Raw genomic sequence first — 17,039 nt, 5'->3', positions numbered from 1 at the left:
GTCCCTTGATAATATTGGCCATAATAAATAAACAGGCCTTTCGTAAGGATTACTCCTTCCATGAAGCATTTAATTATCGGCTATGGCTATTGCGGCCATTATCTGGCGAAACATCTGCTGGCTCAGGGACATGACGTGGCGGCTTTATCGCGAAGCCAAACCCTGCCACCGTTGCCAGGTCTTAAGCATCTGAACCATGACATTAAGCAGGGTTTGAGCTGGCCTTTGCAAGACACCGTGCTTTATTATTTTATTCCCCCTTCCTCCGACGGTACAGAGGATAAACTGCTTGAGCAATTCCTTTTGCACGCCCATCTGTCCGTTAGCAAAGTACTCTATTGCAGCACCAGCGGCGTGTATGGTGACCATCAGGGTGCCTGGATTGACGAGCAGGCGCCCTGTCTTGGTCAATCGCCGCGGCAGATGAGACGGTTGGATGCGGAAAGGCAATGGCAGGCGTTCTGTCAACAGCACGCCATTCCCTGCCTTATTTTAAGATTAGCCGGCATTTACGGCCCGCATCGTTTGCCGACAGCCAGCGCGCTGGAACAATCCCCGTTAATTAATCCCGACGAAGCCCCATTCAGTAATCATATCTATGTCCGCGATTTGGTAAACATCCTGGCAGCCTTGGGTGAAACAATAAATCAGTCCCTGATATTAAACATTGCCGATGGGGAGCCTAATAAAATGGGGGAATTGCAACGGCTAACCGCTGAAATAAGCCATCTCCCCCCCGCCCCCTACCTGCCTTTTACGCAAATCTGGCAAGCCGCGAGTGAAATGAAGCGCGAATTCATGCAGGCTTCCAAACGATTGCTGATTAACCGATTGCAAACCACACTCCCCCAGATTATGCCGTTGACGCCTTTGAGGGAAGCCATTACTGAAAGCCTTAAGGATGAAGGGGGTAACCAATGAAACTGCTGATTGCCGGGGCCTCCGGATTCATTGGCCGCCAGTTGATAGACGCCATTAAAAACGAGCATCAGGTCACAGCCCTTGGGCGGGACATCACCCGTCTGCAACGCCTTTTTCCAGCCTCTGTCGCACATGCAGACTGGTCAACGCTTGATAGTTTGCCGGCAACCGAATTTGATGCCGTCATGAATTTAAGCGGCCATAACATTGGGGCTTCGCGCTGGAGTGACACCGTTAAGCAACAAATCATCCGTTCACGGGTGGACAGCACGCACACCCTGATACGCTGGATAAAACAACAGCAGGCTTCGCCTCATTTTTATTGTGCCAATGCCGTAGGCATTTACGGGGCGCAGGCTAATGGCGATCCCACAGCGTTCGATGAAGACAGTGTGATTGATGAGCAACATCCGAAAGATTTCCTGCAGGAGGTGGGTGTGCGCTGGCAACAGGCACTGGATGAAGCCTATGACATCCATTTACCCGTCACCATCACCCGTTTTGGTGTGGTTCTGAAACGCCATGAAGGCATGCTTAAAAAACTGGCTCCCTCGTTTAACTTAGGTTTGGGGAGTATCCTTGGCGACGGGACTCAGATTCTTTCCTGGGTACACTACCTTGATGTCGTCGATGCCCTGCGGTTTTTGCTGGCCCATCCTGCCCTGCATGGCGCCGTTAACATCACCTCCCCCAACCCTGTCAGTCAGGCTGAGTTTGCCCGTGCGCTGGCCAAAGCCATGAACCGGCCGCTCTTTTTAAAAACGCCAGCCATGGCCATCAAACTGCTGTTGGGTGAAATGGGCGAGATGCTGGTGTTGAAAGGCCAACGCGTCGTTCCTACGCGCTTGCTCAAAGCCGGCTACCGTTTCCGATTTGAAGACATCACCCGTGCTCTGCATGAAGAATACAGCACCTAGGCGCGGGAAAAATCAAAGGCCATGACAGGGGCTAACGAGGATTGATTAAACGCCAGCGCCAGCATGCGGTCAACACCGAGGGCCACGCCGCTGCACGGCGGCAAGCCATGCCGAAGGGCTGCCAGCAGGTAGCTGTCCACCGCGGGCAACGGTAAGCCCTTGCTCCGTCGCTTGGCCAAATCCTGCTCAAAACGATGCTGCTGTGCTCTGGCATCCGTTAATTCATGAAACCCATTGGCCAGTTCGACGCCGCGAAAATACACTTCAAAACGATCAGCAAACCCTTGCGCATTCAATTGCGCCAGCGCGGCCTGAGATGCCGGGAAATCATAGACAGCAACCGGTGCCGGCAATTGGCCCAACTGCGGTTCAACCACATGACTCATCAGTAAAAACAGGTATTGATCCCGGTCTTCTTCTCCCTCATCCAGCACGTTGTCCAGCTGATAACGGGCCAGGGTTGACTTGAAATCGTCAATTTCTGCTGCAAACGGATTAAGGCCGCAGGTTTCAAGAAAAGCCTGGCTGTAGGTTTTCTTAATCAGGGGGGGGCAGGATAAAATCCGTTGCAACAGGGCATCCACTTCCGTCATCAAGGCATGGTGATCAATGCCCGGTTGATACCATTCCAGCAGGGTGAACTCCGGATTATGCCAGCGCCCCAGTTCATCATCGCGAAAAACACGGGCTAACTGATAAATCGGACCGCTGCCGGCAGCCAGCAACCGCTTCATGGGGTATTCCGGTGAGGTCTGCAGACAATAAGGCTTATTTCTAAAAGTTGCCATCACGTTGCTTAAGTACACGTCAGTAATGCCAAAACGACACATGATGGGTGTTTCAACCTCGAGATAGCCCCGCTGATGAAAAAAATCACGTATGTCTTGCATGGCCTGTGCGCGTTTTCGCAATAGATGAAGATCAGCCGACGGTTGCCAGCGGCTGTCAGGCTCGCCTGATGTGGTCATTAATAAAAAATACCCAATTCCAGACGCGCCGCTTCAGTCATTCGCTCCTGAGTCCAGGGCGGATCCCAGACCAATTCCACGGTGCAATCGCTAACGCCTTCCACCTTATTCACTGCCTGCTCAACCGTACCTGGAAACGTCTGGGCGACCGGACAGCCGGGCGTCGTCAGCGTCATTTTGACCTGGACGTGGTGCTCCTCATCAATGCTGACATCATAAATTAATCCCAAATCATAAATATTGACCGGAATTTCAGGATCATAGACGGTTTTTAAGGCAGCAATGGCATTGTCCTTTAACACATCCAGATCCTGCTTTTTTTTAAAACCAAACATGACCTACTCCGTACTGACAACTGCTGTCTTTTTGTTCAATGCCGACTCCAGCGTATGCCAGGCTAAGGTGGCACACTTGACCCGGGCCGGATACGCCCTGACACCGGCTAAAACGGCCAGTTTATCCAGGGAGCTTAAGTGGCCATCCTCATCCCGGGTGACCATGGCATGAAAACGTTGAAATAATTCATGTGCTTCGCTAACGGTTTTTCCCTGCAAGGCTTCGGTCATCAGCGACGCGGAGGCCTGAGAAATGGCACAACCGCAACCCACAAAGCTCAATTGCCTCAGGCAATCATTCTCCACTTTCACATACAGGGTCAGCTTATCGCCGCACAGCGGATTAAAGCCATTGGCGGTCGCCGTCGCATCGTCCATCGCATGATGGTTTCTTGGGTTACGGTTATGATCAATGATAATTTCCTGATATAACTCTCGCAGCTCCATACTCATGCAAACACCTCTTTAACGCGTTCAAGCGCACAGGCAAAACGATCAATTTCCTCTTTGGTATTATAAAATGCCAAGGACAGGCGCGAGGTGGCCGCCACATCAAAAAAGGCCATTAACGGCATCGCGCAATGGTGACCGCTGCGAACGGCAATGCCTTCGCTGTCAAGGATAGTCCCAATGTCGTGGGCGTGAATTTTTCCGTGGACAAAGGACACAATCGGCACTTTATGGCGGGCGGTTCCTATGATTTTAAATCCCTTAACCGATTGCACCGCCTGGGTAGCATACGCCAGTAAATGGGCCTCGTACGCGGCAATGGCTTCCATGTCCAGAGACCATAAATAATCAAGGGTCGCACCAAGACCAATAACACCGGCAATGTTAGGCGTCCCTGCTTCAAATTTATGAGGAAGGGGCGCGTATTCCGTGGTCTCAAACGTGACATACTGAATCATTTCACCGCCGCCCTGATAAGGCATCATGTCATTCAGCAGATGCTCTTTGCCCCATAATACGCCAATACCGGTTGGACCGTACATTTTATGACCGGAAAACGCATAAAAATCACAATTCAGATCCTGCACATCAATGGGTAAATGCGCAGTCGACTGCGCACCATCCAGCAGCACCAGTGCGCCATGGGCATGCGCCATGTCAATCATCTGCTTCACCGGATTAATGGTACCTAAGGCGTTGGATACATAACTGATGGCCACCAAACGGGTTTTGGCATTCAATTTTTTTTCAAACGCATCAAGGAGCACTTCCCCATCCTGGGAAATGGGCGCCACCTGCAATCGGGCCCCGGTTTGCTGACAGACCATTTGCCAGGGAACAATGTTGGCATGGTGTTCCATGTGGGTAATCAGAATTTCTTCGCCGGCGGCAATGCGCGGACGAAGATAACTTTGGGCAACCAGGTTGATGCCTTCCGTCGTACCCCGCACAAAAATACATTCCTGCGGTGCGCTGGCATTGATGAAACGTTGGACTTTGCCGCGCGCCGCTTCATACTGGATCGTGGCGCGTGCAGAAAGGGTGTGCACGCCGCGATGCACATTGGCATTGTCCTGAGTGTAGTAATGGTTCATGGCTTCAATGACAGCCTTGGGCTTCTGGGTAGTGGCGGCATTGTCAAAGTACACATAGGGGCAGTCATTCACCTTCTGGTGAAGAATAGGGAACTGAGATCGTATCGTCTGTAATTCGACATCGCTCATCAAGGCAGTGGCTGTGTTCATGATAAGGCCCTCAACTGTTGACTGATGAGTGCCGCCATCCAGTCGGCTAATTGGCGATGGGGAATTAAGCGTAAATTCGCCTCGGCAAACGCATGGATTAAATAATGAACAGCTTCTGAGCGCTCAATACCTCGGGTGGCCAGATAAAACAAGGCGTCTTCATCCAACTGCCCTACCGTGGCTCCGTGCGAGCAAATCACATCATCAGCAAAAATTTCCAATTGCGGCTTGGTATCGATTTCAGCCTGAGCGGACAACAAAAGGTTTTTGTTCTGCTGGTGCGCTTCGGTATGCTGGGCATTTTTTGCGACAATGACTTTGCCATTAAATACGGCACGGCAACGGCCGGAAAGAATGCCTTTGTAATCCTGTTCGCTATGGCAATGGGGCACGTCGTGATTCACCACCGTGTGATGATCCACCTGCTGATTATCCGAAGTCATGTAAATGCCATTCATCAAAGCCTGTGCGTTTTCCCCTTTAAAGGTAATGCGGGTATCGCTGCGGGCCATTTTACTGCCAAGACTTAAGGATTGGCTGTTGAATTGCCCTTGAGCAGCCACGTGCGCAGCCACTTCGCCGATATGGTAAGCCGCGCGGCTTTCATTCTGAATTTTATAATGGGTCAGGCGGGCGCCTGAATCAACACGGATTTCCGTCAGCGCATTGCTGAGGTAACAGCAGCCCGTACGGCCCTGAAAATACTCAACCACTGTGGCCTCGCTGCCCGCTTCGGCAATAATCAACTGGCGGGTATGCACCGCTTGATGTTCATTATCCTGCCAATGTTCGATGAACAAGGGCTCCTTAAGGATGGCGCCTGCCGGCAGGTAGATGACCACGCCGCGTTGCATCATGGCGGAATTCAAGGCCTGAAAGCCATGCTCATGGCGCACGATTTGTCCCAGCCAGGGTTTTATACGCTCAGGATTGGTTTGCAGGGCATCCTGCAGGGATTGCACCAGCATCCCCGGCGGTAATTGCGACGCCAGAGCTCCGGTATCCAGCACCTGACCATTGTGCACCCTCAAACGCAAGGCACAGGGACTCTCTGCACGTTCCGCTTCAACAGCAGAGGAAAAGGCACTGGCTTCCGTAAACGGCTGCTGCAAAAAACCGTCCAGGCTGGTGTATTTCCAGTCCTCCTGATGCTTTGCCGGAAATCCCTGACGAGTAAAATCACGCAAGGCTTTCTTCTGCAAATCAGCCAGCCAGGCAATGGGCGACAGGCCAGCCTGGGCTTGCTGCTGATAAAAATTTAAAACCTCGCTCATACCTGCTCCGTCTCCTCAAGCCAGCTGTATCCTTTTTTCTCGAGATCGAGCGCAAGCGATTTGTCACCGGATTTAACAATACGGCCATTGGCCAGAACATGGATAAAGTCGGGTTCAATGTAATCCAGCAACCGTTGGTAGTGGGTCACTAAAATAATCGCACGCTCGGGAGAACGCATGGCATTGACGCCTTGCGAAATAATGCGCAAGGCGTCAATGTCCAATCCTGAATCGGTTTCATCGAGAATGGCCAGTTTAGGCTCCAAGGCTGCCATTTGCAAAATTTCATTACGCTTTTTTTCACCGCCAGAGAAGCCTTCATTAATGCTGCGGTACAGGAAGCTTTCATCCATGTCCAGCAGTTGGCATTTTTCCCGGATAAAACTTAAAAATTCAATGGCATCCAGGGTATTTTTCTGTTGGCCTTTGCGTACGGCATTCACCGAGGCTTTTAGAAAATTGATGTTCGTGACGCCGGGAATCTCAACCGGATACTGGAACGACATAAAGACGCCAGCCTGAGCACGTGCCTCCGGGGGCATCGCCAGTAAATCCTGATTCAGGTAGTCTACCTCGCCTGCCGTGACCTGGTAAGCCGGATGGCCAGCCAGCACTTTCGACAGGGTACTTTTTCCTGAGCCATTTGGACCCATGATGGCATGGACTTCCCCGGCCTTAATCGCCAGATCGATGCCTTTTAAAATCGGTTGCTCATTGATGGCAACATTTAAGTTCTTGATGGTTAACATATTAGCCTACTGCCCCTTCCAGACTGATACCCAGCAATTTGGTCGCTTCGACGGCAAACTCCATGGGTAACTCTTTTAACACTTGTTTACAAAAGCCATTGACAATCATTGACACCGCATCTTCTGTATCGATGCCCCGCTGCTGGCAATAAAATAATTGCTCCTCGCTGATTTTGGAGGTGGTCGCTTCATGTTCAAGCTGCGCGGTTGGGTTTTTCACCTCAATGTAGGGGAATGTATGAGCCGAACACTCACTCCCCATCAGCATGGAATCGCATTGGGTGAAATTGCGTGCATTGACCGCCGTGGGCGCTATGCGGACTAAGCCGCGGTAAGCATTGTGGGAGCGGCCTGCGCTGATGCCCTTGGCAATGATGGTTGAACGGGTATTCTTGCCAATGTGAATCATTTTGGTGCCCGTGTCTGCCTGCTGGCAATTATTCGTGAGGGCAACCGAATAAAACTCGCCCACCGAATCATCCCCCTGCAGAATCACACTGGGGTATTTCCAGGTTATGGCCGAACCGGTTTCAATCTGCGTCCAGGAAATTTTGGAGCGTTTCCCCCGGCAGGCGCCGCGCTTGGTGACAAAATTGTAAATGCCGCCCTTACCGTCTTTATCGCCCGGGTACCAGTTTTGTACAGTGGAGTATTTAATCTGCGCACCGTCCAGGGCCACCAGTTCAACCACTGCCGCATGCAGCTGGTTTTCATCGCGCATGGGTGCGGTGCAGCCTTCAAGATACGACACATAACTGTCGCTGTCAGCGACAATCAACGTGCGCTCAAACTGGCCGGTGGAGGCGGCATTGATACGGAAATAAGTGGATAATTCCATAGGACAGCGAACCCCTTTGGGGATGTACACAAAGGAGCCGTCACTGAACACGGCGGAATTTAAAGCCGCATAAAAATTATCGCGATACGGCACGACGGAACCCAGGTATTGGCGTACCAGCTCAGGGTATTCACGCACGGCTTCGGAAAACGAACAGAAAATGACCCCGGCTTCTGCGAGCTTGGCCTTAAACGTCGTGGCCACGGATACGCTGTCGAACACCGCATCAACGGCAACGCCAGCCAGCATTTCCTGCTCACGCAGGGGAATACCGAGTTTTTCATAGGTGCGAAGCAATTCAGGGTCAACTTCATCCAGACTTTTCGGCGCGTCCTTTTGGTTTTTTGGCGCGGAATAATAGGAAATGGCCTGATAATCAATCGGCGGATAGTGAACGCTTGCCCATTCCGGATGGGGCATGGTCTGCCAGTATTCAAACGCTTTCAAACGCCATTCAAGCAAAAATTCAGGCTCTCCCTTAATAGCAGACAGACGGCGAATGATCTCTTCATTGAGACCCGGTTCAAAAGTATCCACTTCAATGTCGGTTACAAAGCCGTGCTGGTATTCCCTTTCAAGGAGAGAATGAATCTGTTCGTTGCTTTTAGCCATGACTAACTCCACTTGCTAATTGCCTGATGCGGTCAAGTTCCACCGCGGGCAGCGTGGGCTTCGCCAGTACTTCGAGACTGACACTGTCCAACGCCGCTTCGATTGCCTGGCTGATTAACTGCCAATTGCCCTGTATGTGACAAACACTCTGCAGAGAACAGACATTCTGCTGCAAACTGCATTCGGTTAAACCAAGCCGCTCTTCCAGAGCACTGATAATCTGTCCTACGGATATCTCGGAAGCCGCAAGCTTTAATCGATACCCTCCGCTCACACCGCGTACGGACGTGAGTAAACCGGCTGCCGTAAGCCGTTTGAGTAATTTGCTGACCGTGGGAACAGCGATGTGCGTATGCTGGGCAATATCCCTGGCATTACAAAGCGCCGGGGCGCGCCGGGCAAGATACACCATCATGACTGTTCCATAATCGGCCAATTTGCTGATGCGCAGCATACCACCCCCACATCAAATAATCTAGTACCAAATAGGTCTTAATTCGCTTTTGGTTACCTTTAATATAGTACCAAATTAGTTCTATTTAAAGCAAATGCGCAATGATACCTCATTTTAAGATGACATTGAAGGAAATTATCGTGATAAGCGCAAGGCAGGCATGCTGAGAGAGGGAATTGGCTCCTGACAAGAGAATGACCTTAATGAAATCATATTGTACAATTGACAAACAAAATCAACATTATATAATACGCTCACCCTGATTTAGTAGGATCATGATGAACGCCGTGTCTTCCTTTTTCCTGAAGTTACTCCTGTCCGTTTCACTTATTCTTTCACTCAGTCCTTCAGCGTTCGCTGAACCGCCCAACTTAAGCATTGTAAAAAACGAAATCAAGACCTACCATGATTCCGGTATTTACAACCAGGAACTGACCCAGGCAATTGCCAGGGCCCACCATTACATCATGGCTCAGGTCAAAGCCAACGACCATCAGGCGATTAAACAAAAGCTGGCCATTGTGCTGGATATTGATGAAACCAGCCTCAGCAATTACGATGACATCATCAAAAATGATTTTACCGCCGACCGTCAGGCCATCCACCAGCAAATTCTGAAAGCCAGAGCACCAGCCATCAAGCCCATGCTCGCGCTTTACAAAGACGCCATTGAGCATGGCGTCAAGGTGTTTTTCGTCACCGGAAGAAATCACTCGGAACTGAAAGCCACCGAAACCAATTTATTGAAGGCCGGTTATAAACACTGGTCTGGTCTGTACGTTCGTCCAGACAATTATCAGCAACAATCCATTGTGCCCTTTAAAGCCCATGCCCGTGAGTTGATCACCAAGAAAGGCTATACCATCATTGCCACCATTGGCGATCAATACAGCGACTTGATGGGTGGTTTTGCCAAAAAAGAATTCAAACTGCCAAATCCTTTTTATTTCCTGCCTTGATGTATGCCAGCCCCCTTCCTTCGAAAGAAGTTGGGGGCCTGATTGATTCGAACGCTACTCAGAGACGTAATGCACTTCAATGATGTCGTATTCGACCGTTCCGCCCGGGGTTTGAACAACCACGGTGTCGTCGACCTGTTTTCCAATGAGCGCGCGGCCAATGGGTGAACTGTAGGAGATTTTATTTAATTTGATGTCCGCTTCGTCTTCACCCACGATCTGGTAGCAGATTTCCATATTATTCACCAGATGGCAGACTTTCACGGTGGCGCCGAAAACAACCTTGCCCTGATTGGACAGCTTGCTGATGTCCACAATCTGGCAATTGGATAATTTGGCTTCCAGTTCCTGAATGCGGCCTTCGTTAAAACTTTGCTGTTCGCGGGCGGCGTGGTATTCCGCGTTTTCTTTCAGATCGCCATGCGCGCGCGCCGTGGCAATGGCCTCAACAATGCGTGGACGCTCTACCGTTTTTAAACGGTGCAATTCACTTTTCAGCGCTTCGGCGCCCTTAACAGTCATGGGATGCTTTGACATAACCACCTCTAATGTAAATCCTGTAAACGAGAGACCGTTTCGCGGTCTTCATACTTCATAGCCAAACAGGCGGCCTCAGCTCCCGACAATGTGGTCGTGTAGCTTACCTTGTGTTGCAAGGCACTGCGTCTGATTGCAAAAGAATCGGCGATAGCCTGTTTGCCTTCCGTTGTATTGACGATAAAATCAATTTCATTATTTTTAATAAAATCTAGCACATGCGGTCGTCCCTCTGCTACCTTGAATACACGCCGGCATTCCACACCGGCCGCCTGCAATGCCAGTGCGGTACCCCGTGTGGCGATAATATCAAAACCTAACTGAATCAACCGTTTTACAATTTCTCCTACCCGCGTCTTATCCGCATCCCGAACCGAGACGAACGCACGGCGGCGTTTGACGATATTGCACCCGGCGCCCAATTGTGCCTTGGCATACGCCTGACCAAAGCGGCGGGCGATTCCCATCACTTCCCCGGTGGATTTCATCTCGGGTCCAAGGATTGAATCCACCCCTGAGAATTTAATGAAGGGGAAAACCGGTAATTTAATGGAATAAAACGAAGGCATGGGGTAATGCTGGCTCAATCCCTGCTGCTTTAAAGACACGCCGATTTTACACAGCGCGGCTATTTTTGCTAGAGGCAGGCCGGTGGCTTTGGAGACAAATGGCACCGTTCTTGAGGCTCTGGGGTTCACTTCAAGCACATAAATGTCATCGGCCTGAATGGCAAACTGGGCATTGATCAAGCCGACAACCCCGAGTTTTAACGCCATCTGCCGAACCTGTTCAATCAAGTCCTGTTGCACGACAACGCTTAAACTGAAGGGAGGCAGCGTGCAGGCCGAATCACCGGAATGCACACCCGCCTGCTCAATGTGTTCCATGATGGCGCCAATCATCACATCTTTGCCGTCACAGACGGCATCGATGTCGACCTCAATGGCATCATTGAGGAACTGGTCAAGCAGCACCGGCGAATCGTTGGATACAGCCACCGCATGCTTAAGGTAATGCTTCAGATCATCTTCATGATAAACAACTTCCATGGCCCGGCCGCCGAGCACATACGAGGGCCGAACCACCAGCGGATACCCGATTCGCTTGGCCACTTCGAGCGCTTCTTTCTCGCTGCGCACGGTGCCATTGGCGGGTTGGTCAAGCTTCAGTTCAGCCACCAGCTTCTGGAAACGTTCGCGATCCTCGGCCTGATCAATGGCATCCGGCGAGGTGCCAACGATGGTCAGGCCATTGGCTTGGAGATCCCGTGCGAGTTTCAGCGGGGTCTGGCCGCCATAATGGACAATGATGCCATCGGGTTTTTCCACCGCGGCAATGGACAGGACATCCTCCAGGGTAACCGGTTCGAAATAAAGGCGATCGGAGGTATCAAAATCGGTGGAGACCGTTTCCGGGTTACAATTGACCATAATGGTCTGATAACCCGCTTCACGCAGGGCTAAGGACGCATGGACGCAGCAATAATCAAATTCAATGCCCTGCCCGATGCGATTGGGTCCGCCGCCTAAAATCATGATTTTTTTCTTATCGGATTGCGGACGTGCTTCGCAAACGGTTTCATAACAGGAATACAGGTAAGCCGTGTCGCTTGGAAATTCACCGGCGCAGGAGTCAATTCGCTTGTAAACCGGGACAACCCCGAGCTCCAACCGCCGCGTCCTCACCTGTTCTTCATTGCAGTAAAGCAAACGCGCCAGGTAGGCATCGGCAAAACCGCGCTGTTTCATTAAACGCAGCGTCTGTTGATCAAGTTCATTGATGGATTTGCCGTACAAGGAGCGCTCAAGCATTACCAGTTCCTGGATCTGGGATAAAAACCAGGGGTCCACGCGGCTTTCCTGATGGATGTCTTCAAGCGACATGTCCTGACGGAATGCGTCAGCAATATACCACAGGCGATCCGGAGTCGGCTCATGCAAATGACCTTGTAAACGCGGCATATCCCCCTTTTTAAAGAGCGGAACAAGACCGCTACGGCCAATTTCAAGACCGCGGATGGCTTTTTGCAAGGATTCCTGAAAATTGGAGCCAATGGCCATCACTTCACCCACCGATTTCATCTGCGTGGTCAGGATGGGTGAAGTCTGCGGGAATTTGTCGAAATTAAAGCGGGGAATTTTGGTTACAACATAGTCAATGCTGGGCTCAAATGAGGCCGGCGTCTTACCGCCGGTAATCTCGTTGGCCAATTCATCGAGGGTATAACCCACGGCGAGCTTGGCAGCGACTTTGGCAATTGGGAAACCTGTGGCTTTGGAAGCCAAGGCAGAACTTCGCGATACACGGGGATTCATTTCCACAACCAGCATGCGCCCGTCCTCGGGATTGATGGCAAACTGGACATTGGAGCCGCCGGTATCCACACCGACAGCGCGCAGCACTTTAATCGCCGCATCACGCATGCGCTGGTATTCTTTATCAGTCAGGGTTTGTGCTGGTGCGACCGTAATGGAATCGCCGGTGTGCACCCCCATGGGATCAAAATTTTCAATGGTGCACACGATAATGCAATTGTCGTTTTTATCCCGTACCACTTCCATTTCAAATTCTTTCCAGCCCAGCACAGACTCATCGATGAGCAGTTCATGGGTTGGCGACAATTCGAGACCGCGCAGACAGATTTCCTCAAACTCTTCCCGGTTATAGGCAATGCCCCCACCGCTGCCGCCCATGGTGAACGAAGGTCTGATAATGGCCGGGTATCCAAGCTGTGCCTGCACCTGAAAAGCTTCTTCAAGGCTGTGGGCAATGGCTGAGCGCGGCATGTCCAGGCCAATTTTTTTCATTAACTGGCGAAACTGATCGCGATCTTCCGCCCGATCAATGGCTTCACGGGTAGCACCAATCATTTCCACGTTATAGCGAGCCAAAACCCCTTCCCGAACCAGATCCAGGGCACAGTTCAGCGCAGTTTGACCACCCATGGTGGGCAATAGCGCATCGGGTTTTTCCTTTTCAATGATCCGCGCCACTTCCTGCCACTGGATGGGTTCAATGTAAGTGGCATCCGCCAACTCGGGATCAGTCATGATGGTGGCCGGGTTGGAATTGACCAGGATAACGCGGTACCCTTCTTCCTTTAATGCGCGGACCGCCTGGGTCCCGGAATAATCAAATTCGCAGGCTTGACCAATGACAATTGGACCGGCGCCGAGAATCAGGATGGATTGGATATCAGTGCGTTTTGGCATAGTAACTGCAAAAAAAGATAAAGTGGCCTATTTTACCGAGTTTTGACTAAAGTTTATACCCTGTCGCGACAAGGAAATTCATCCTGAGCAAAATTAATCGGGAAATGAAAAAAAACCGCACCGGCAGCGATTGCCAGACGCTGCCTCAGGGTGGTTACGATGATTTTCATCGGATTGTCCGTTAATGCGTGGACGGGTGATGATCTTGTTTAAAGTGAAACATGTCCTGTCCTATTTTTTCAAGCTCTTCCTCGCTCAGCAGGGTTTTAACCTTGGGAAACAGAATCTGTTCCTCTTCACTGGCATGGTGCTCCACGTCTTTTTTAAATTTGGAAAATTTTTCTTCCCAGGTTTGGGTAGTCGTTGTGTCATCCAATTGTTTAATGGCTCTTTCAGCGCCCTTTTCCTCACTGACCAGGTGCTTTACGGTGTCATCCAGTCTGTCCTTGAAATGCGGATACCAAACGGCATGCTCCATTTTTTCATGCCGGATTAAATCTTGAGATAACACGGCAAACAGTTTGCGCCGTGTTTCTTCACGGTGCGAAGCATCATTGATATCGGCCAGCATCTTTCGTACCCGATTATGCTCTTTAATTAAAAAATCAATGGCGTTCATAATACTATCCTCTTTACTCTTGTTAGTTCCTTATTCATTAGAAGTATAGTTTTATTTTCCAGAAACAGCGGTTATTTTATTTTAACCCATTGAAAAAATGATTATTTTTCATAATGACCACTGCCCATCCCCGAACGGCTGGGGATGGCAGGCGGAGGATTTTTGGCAAAGAATTCCGCCAGCATCTTTTTTTTCTGAAAAAAATGCATGTTGGAATTGGCATACTGAGCAGAGGATTTCTCAGGATGGCCTGACTGCGAATCAGGAGCAGGCGTAATTGTCGTCACCACATCATTGGCACTGTAGGATTTTGGCAACGGCGGCAAGGGCTTTCTTTTTTGCTCAAGATTTAACAGTGAGGTCGTTTTTGCAACCGGCATCAGCTTCTCTGACTCCGGCGTTTTTTCGACGATGAGCGGCGCGTTCTTTACTGCCGCAGTCGCCTCCGCATCTCTCCGCGGAGGGGTACTGTTGTTTCCAGGTCGTTGATTAAGGAACGGTGGGGGGCTCTTCTTCGTGAGCGTGGCGAGCGATTGGAAGGAACGGGCTAATTTATCAGGATGAACCGTGCAAGGCACTGTGTTGTCATGGTATTCCCTGATGAGTTGATAAAGGGTGCCCAGCGACTCCTTAAAATAAGCCTCCGCCGGTTCATCCTTTTTTTTGATGTAGGCAAGGCAAACCTCAAGCGGCGTACTCTCTAAACACGACTCAATTTCTTTACACAGAAAGGGGTAATCGGGATGTGCCGGGTCGATCTTGTTTTCCTGATAAGCCGCGACAATTTTGACCGCGGCGATGCTTCTGGCCATGCGGGGATCAGGAAACAGGCGTTCTTCCTGCGCCTTATAGAATACCTCAAATTCCTTTTGGTATTCGGGAGGGTAATAGTCTGCCACCGATTTTCTTGCCGAATTCAACAGATCATAAAAATTGACAAGATTAGCCCCATAGGATTGCAGATTATCGCGAAACTGAAGCGGATGCAGTTCAATACCCTGCGTGTCCTTCAGGTACCTGGTCGCGCGGGTGAGTTTGACTTCCGAGGGTTCTGCAACACTCATATTCAGGCATTTATCCATGCCTGAAGCCGCATACTCAAGAAGCAGAAATTGAATCTGGGAACGCTGGTTGTTCGTCTCGATTTCTTTTCTGCGCTCGGCAATGAAATCATCGTATTTCTTACGGTAATACTGAATCCTTTCTTCCGTGGCTAAAAAGAGGCGTTCAGCTCTTGCCGCGTGAGGATGATTAACCGCTTTGGTATTGATAAGTTCCCTTAATGTCTGGCGATGTTTGGCACTTAAAATATCACCCCAATCAGGCAGCGTTTTCGCGGCCTGCTCAAACCGTGTATCCGACATCGTAAAGAGACTGTGTACAAATGCAATGCGCGCCTCTGCCAATTTTTCGGGAATCTCAGTCACGGAATCATAAGCCAGAATGATGGCTTTCGCAGAAAGAAAATTGGAATACTCCTTTTCACTCTCCTCCTCGTCTTTAATAATTGAACCTTTGCGTATGCCCTCTTTAATCCTGTTTAAAAACACAGCCTCATCCCCTACTGATGGTTTAGAGAAACGCCTCATTCCCCCAAACACTGTTAAGACAAAACGACTTAATTCAGATTTAGCGAGTGAAAAGTGTAATGGCTACAAGGAGGTAGACGCAAGAATTCAAGCAAGTAATTTGACAACAGCCTACAAAATAAAAGGCGCCTTTAAAAGGCGCCTTTGTTAGTCCGTGAAATGCTATTTTTTAGGCAGGTTGCTGTCGCGGCTTAAGTGAGACGGTATGTTCATGGAACCATACTTGTTGTGCTCGCTGGTAACCGTTTTGTTATCGCGGACAGTAGCCGATGGGTTAATGATTGGCTTGCTCATGTCCTTGGAAGAGGCCATGGACGAGCTAATCGGCTTGGAAGGCTGCATCCCGGGCCTTGTTGCCGTGCTGCCGGCCATCGTTGCTGGCTTGGTGGCAATCCCGTGTTTTGCGCCGCCATTGGTGCCATGCATCAGACTGGATGACGTACCCGGTCTGCTGCTTCCGACGGAAGTCGTGCTTTTTGCAGTCATCGGTCTGGCTGTGGTTTTAGCGCGTGATGCGGTGCTGCTCTTGCCAGTGGCTGTTTTTTTGATTGATGTGGATGGTTTGGCAATGGTTCTTGCCGTGGTTGTTTTGGCTTTGGATGCCGTTACTTTTTTAGCTGTAGCCGGCTTTTTGGCTGATGCCGTTTTTTTAATTGAACTGCTTTTTGCAATACCACTTGCCGATCTGGCTGATTTGCTTGTGGTACTTCCGGCTTTTGAAGCCACCTTTTTCACTGAACGTCGGCTTGCGCTTGAAGCTGATTTCTTAGCCGATGTGGATTTGCTCACTCCAGACGTTGTTCTGGACGCAGAAGCCGTTTTACCTGACGCGGTTTTACTGGTTGAAGACGTCGTTCTGCTGGCTGAAGTGGACTGGGTGGATCTTCTGGCAGCGGTAGTTTTGGGTCTTGACGTGCCGTTACCGGTGCTCTTGATGCCTGAGCTTAACGTACGGGCAATGGCTTGGCCATTTTGCAGGGCCTCGCTGGTTGTGGTTTTAATGTTGTCAGACATCAAAAGCCAGTGTCTTTCAAAAATGGTGAAAGCCTGTTGCATAAAATCGAGTGCTTTGTGACTGTTTTGAATAAACAGCTTGATGTTTCTGTCCCAGATTTCTTCCGGATTTTGCATTCTGGAGAATTCTTCGGGTTTGATGTAAGACAGGTTTTGCAGTGTTCTGGCATGAAGCGCGGCTAATTCCTGTACTGGCTTCTGCAAATTATTCAACGTGGTTTTTAATTGTTCGAAATGTTCCGTATGCATGGCTTCCTCCTTTGTTGCAATGCACAATAAGATTAGTAATGATTGTCCAATTTGTCAAATTTCACCCCCAAGCCTTTGAATTTTTTGTTCAATCATCC

Annotated in this window: 16 protein-coding genes; 3 read left to right on the top strand and 13 right to left on the bottom strand. The window is 50.1% G+C overall.

Features of this window, described 5'->3' with window-relative positions; genetic code table 11:
- Positions 1-60: 60 nt before the first annotated feature.
- On the top strand, positions 61-921 hold the full coding sequence (locus tag Lrub_RS10575) for an SDR family oxidoreductase (protein WP_058532068.1): 861 nt from the start codon (positions 61-63) through the stop codon (positions 919-921).
- Complete coding sequence (locus tag Lrub_RS10570; RefSeq protein ID WP_058532067.1) at positions 918-1,838, top strand: TIGR01777 family oxidoreductase; 921 nt, start codon at positions 918-920, stop codon at positions 1,836-1,838. Before Lrub_RS10575 ends, Lrub_RS10570 begins: the two co-directional genes overlap by 4 nt.
- On the opposite strand, the gene epmA is transcribed toward Lrub_RS10570, so the two are convergent.
- Genes epmA through Lrub_RS10530 form a run of 8 tightly spaced genes read right to left on the bottom strand, consistent with a single transcriptional unit; the run spans position 1,835 to position 8,762 of the window.
- Positions 1,835-2,806: an elongation factor P--(R)-beta-lysine ligase gene (epmA, locus tag Lrub_RS10565; protein ID WP_058532066.1), complete on the bottom strand. Its 972-nt coding sequence runs from the start codon at positions 2,804-2,806 to the stop codon at positions 1,835-1,837. The genes Lrub_RS10570 and epmA overlap by 4 nt on opposite strands.
- On the bottom strand, positions 2,806-3,141 hold the full coding sequence (locus Lrub_RS10560) for an SUF system Fe-S cluster assembly protein (protein WP_058532065.1): 336 nt from the start codon (positions 3,139-3,141) through the stop codon (positions 2,806-2,808). Before Lrub_RS10560 ends, epmA begins: the two co-directional genes overlap by 1 nt.
- Before the next feature lie 3 nt (positions 3,142-3,144).
- Positions 3,145-3,594 (bottom strand): Fe-S cluster assembly sulfur transfer protein SufU, encoded by a 450-nt coding sequence (gene sufU, locus Lrub_RS10555; RefSeq protein ID WP_058532064.1) that lies wholly within the window; start codon positions 3,592-3,594, stop codon positions 3,145-3,147.
- Complete coding sequence (locus Lrub_RS10550; protein ID WP_193392355.1) at positions 3,591-4,835, bottom strand: cysteine desulfurase; 1,245 nt, start codon at positions 4,833-4,835, stop codon at positions 3,591-3,593. Before Lrub_RS10550 ends, sufU begins: the two co-directional genes overlap by 4 nt.
- The gene (sufD, locus tag Lrub_RS10545; RefSeq protein ID WP_058532063.1) at positions 4,832-6,109 is read right to left on the bottom strand and encodes a Fe-S cluster assembly protein SufD; all 1,278 of its coding nucleotides are present in this window, start codon (positions 6,107-6,109) and stop codon (positions 4,832-4,834) included. The genes Lrub_RS10550 and sufD overlap by 4 nt, the downstream gene beginning before the upstream one ends.
- The gene (gene sufC, locus Lrub_RS10540; protein ID WP_058532062.1) at positions 6,106-6,858 is read right to left on the bottom strand and encodes a Fe-S cluster assembly ATPase SufC; all 753 of its coding nucleotides are present in this window, start codon (positions 6,856-6,858) and stop codon (positions 6,106-6,108) included. The genes sufD and sufC overlap by 4 nt, the downstream gene beginning before the upstream one ends.
- Position 6,859: 1 nt before the next feature.
- Positions 6,860-8,308 (bottom strand): Fe-S cluster assembly protein SufB, encoded by a 1,449-nt coding sequence (sufB, locus tag Lrub_RS10535; protein ID WP_058532061.1) that lies wholly within the window; start codon positions 8,306-8,308, stop codon positions 6,860-6,862.
- Positions 8,301-8,762 (bottom strand): SUF system Fe-S cluster assembly regulator, encoded by a 462-nt coding sequence (locus Lrub_RS10530; RefSeq protein ID WP_058532060.1) that lies wholly within the window; start codon positions 8,760-8,762, stop codon positions 8,301-8,303. Before Lrub_RS10530 ends, sufB begins: the two co-directional genes overlap by 8 nt.
- Positions 8,763-9,040: 278 nt before the next feature.
- Between Lrub_RS10530 and Lrub_RS10525 the strand changes: the two genes are divergently transcribed.
- Positions 9,041-9,721, top strand: a complete 681-nt coding sequence (locus tag Lrub_RS10525; RefSeq protein WP_058532059.1) for an HAD family acid phosphatase — start codon at positions 9,041-9,043, stop codon at positions 9,719-9,721.
- Positions 9,722-9,775: 54 nt separating this feature from the next.
- Here the strand turns inward: Lrub_RS10525 and greA are convergent, their stop codons facing one another.
- The 5 genes from greA to Lrub_RS14830 all read right to left on the bottom strand — a co-directional run bounded on the left by greA (position 9,776) and on the right by Lrub_RS14830 (position 16,941).
- A complete protein-coding gene (greA, locus tag Lrub_RS10520; RefSeq protein WP_058532058.1) occupies positions 9,776-10,258 on the bottom strand; it encodes a transcription elongation factor GreA in 483 nt (160 codons plus the stop codon).
- An 8-nt stretch (positions 10,259-10,266) separates the two neighbouring features.
- Positions 10,267-13,470 carry a carbamoyl-phosphate synthase large subunit gene (gene carB / locus Lrub_RS10515; protein WP_058532057.1) on the bottom strand — a complete coding sequence of 1,068 codons (3,204 nt, stop codon included), beginning with the start codon at positions 13,468-13,470 and terminating at the stop codon, positions 10,267-10,269.
- Positions 13,471-13,651: 181 nt separating this feature from the next.
- Positions 13,652-14,089 (bottom strand): hemerythrin domain-containing protein, encoded by a 438-nt coding sequence (locus Lrub_RS10510; RefSeq protein WP_058532056.1) that lies wholly within the window; start codon positions 14,087-14,089, stop codon positions 13,652-13,654.
- 101 nt (positions 14,090-14,190) lie between these two features.
- A complete protein-coding gene (locus Lrub_RS10505; protein ID WP_133134037.1) occupies positions 14,191-15,678 on the bottom strand; it encodes a hypothetical protein in 1,488 nt (495 codons plus the stop codon).
- A 162-nt stretch (positions 15,679-15,840) separates the two neighbouring features.
- A complete protein-coding gene (locus Lrub_RS14830) occupies positions 15,841-16,941 on the bottom strand; it encodes a hypothetical protein (RefSeq protein ID WP_133134038.1) in 1,101 nt (366 codons plus the stop codon).
- Between the last annotated feature and the right edge of the window lie 98 nt (positions 16,942-17,039).

The organism is Legionella rubrilucens (assembly GCF_001468125.1).
GTDB lineage: Bacteria > Pseudomonadota > Gammaproteobacteria > Legionellales > Legionellaceae > Legionella_C > Legionella_C rubrilucens.
Note: the sequence above shows the minus strand (reverse complement) of the source record. Positions and strands in the feature narration are given on the sequence as shown.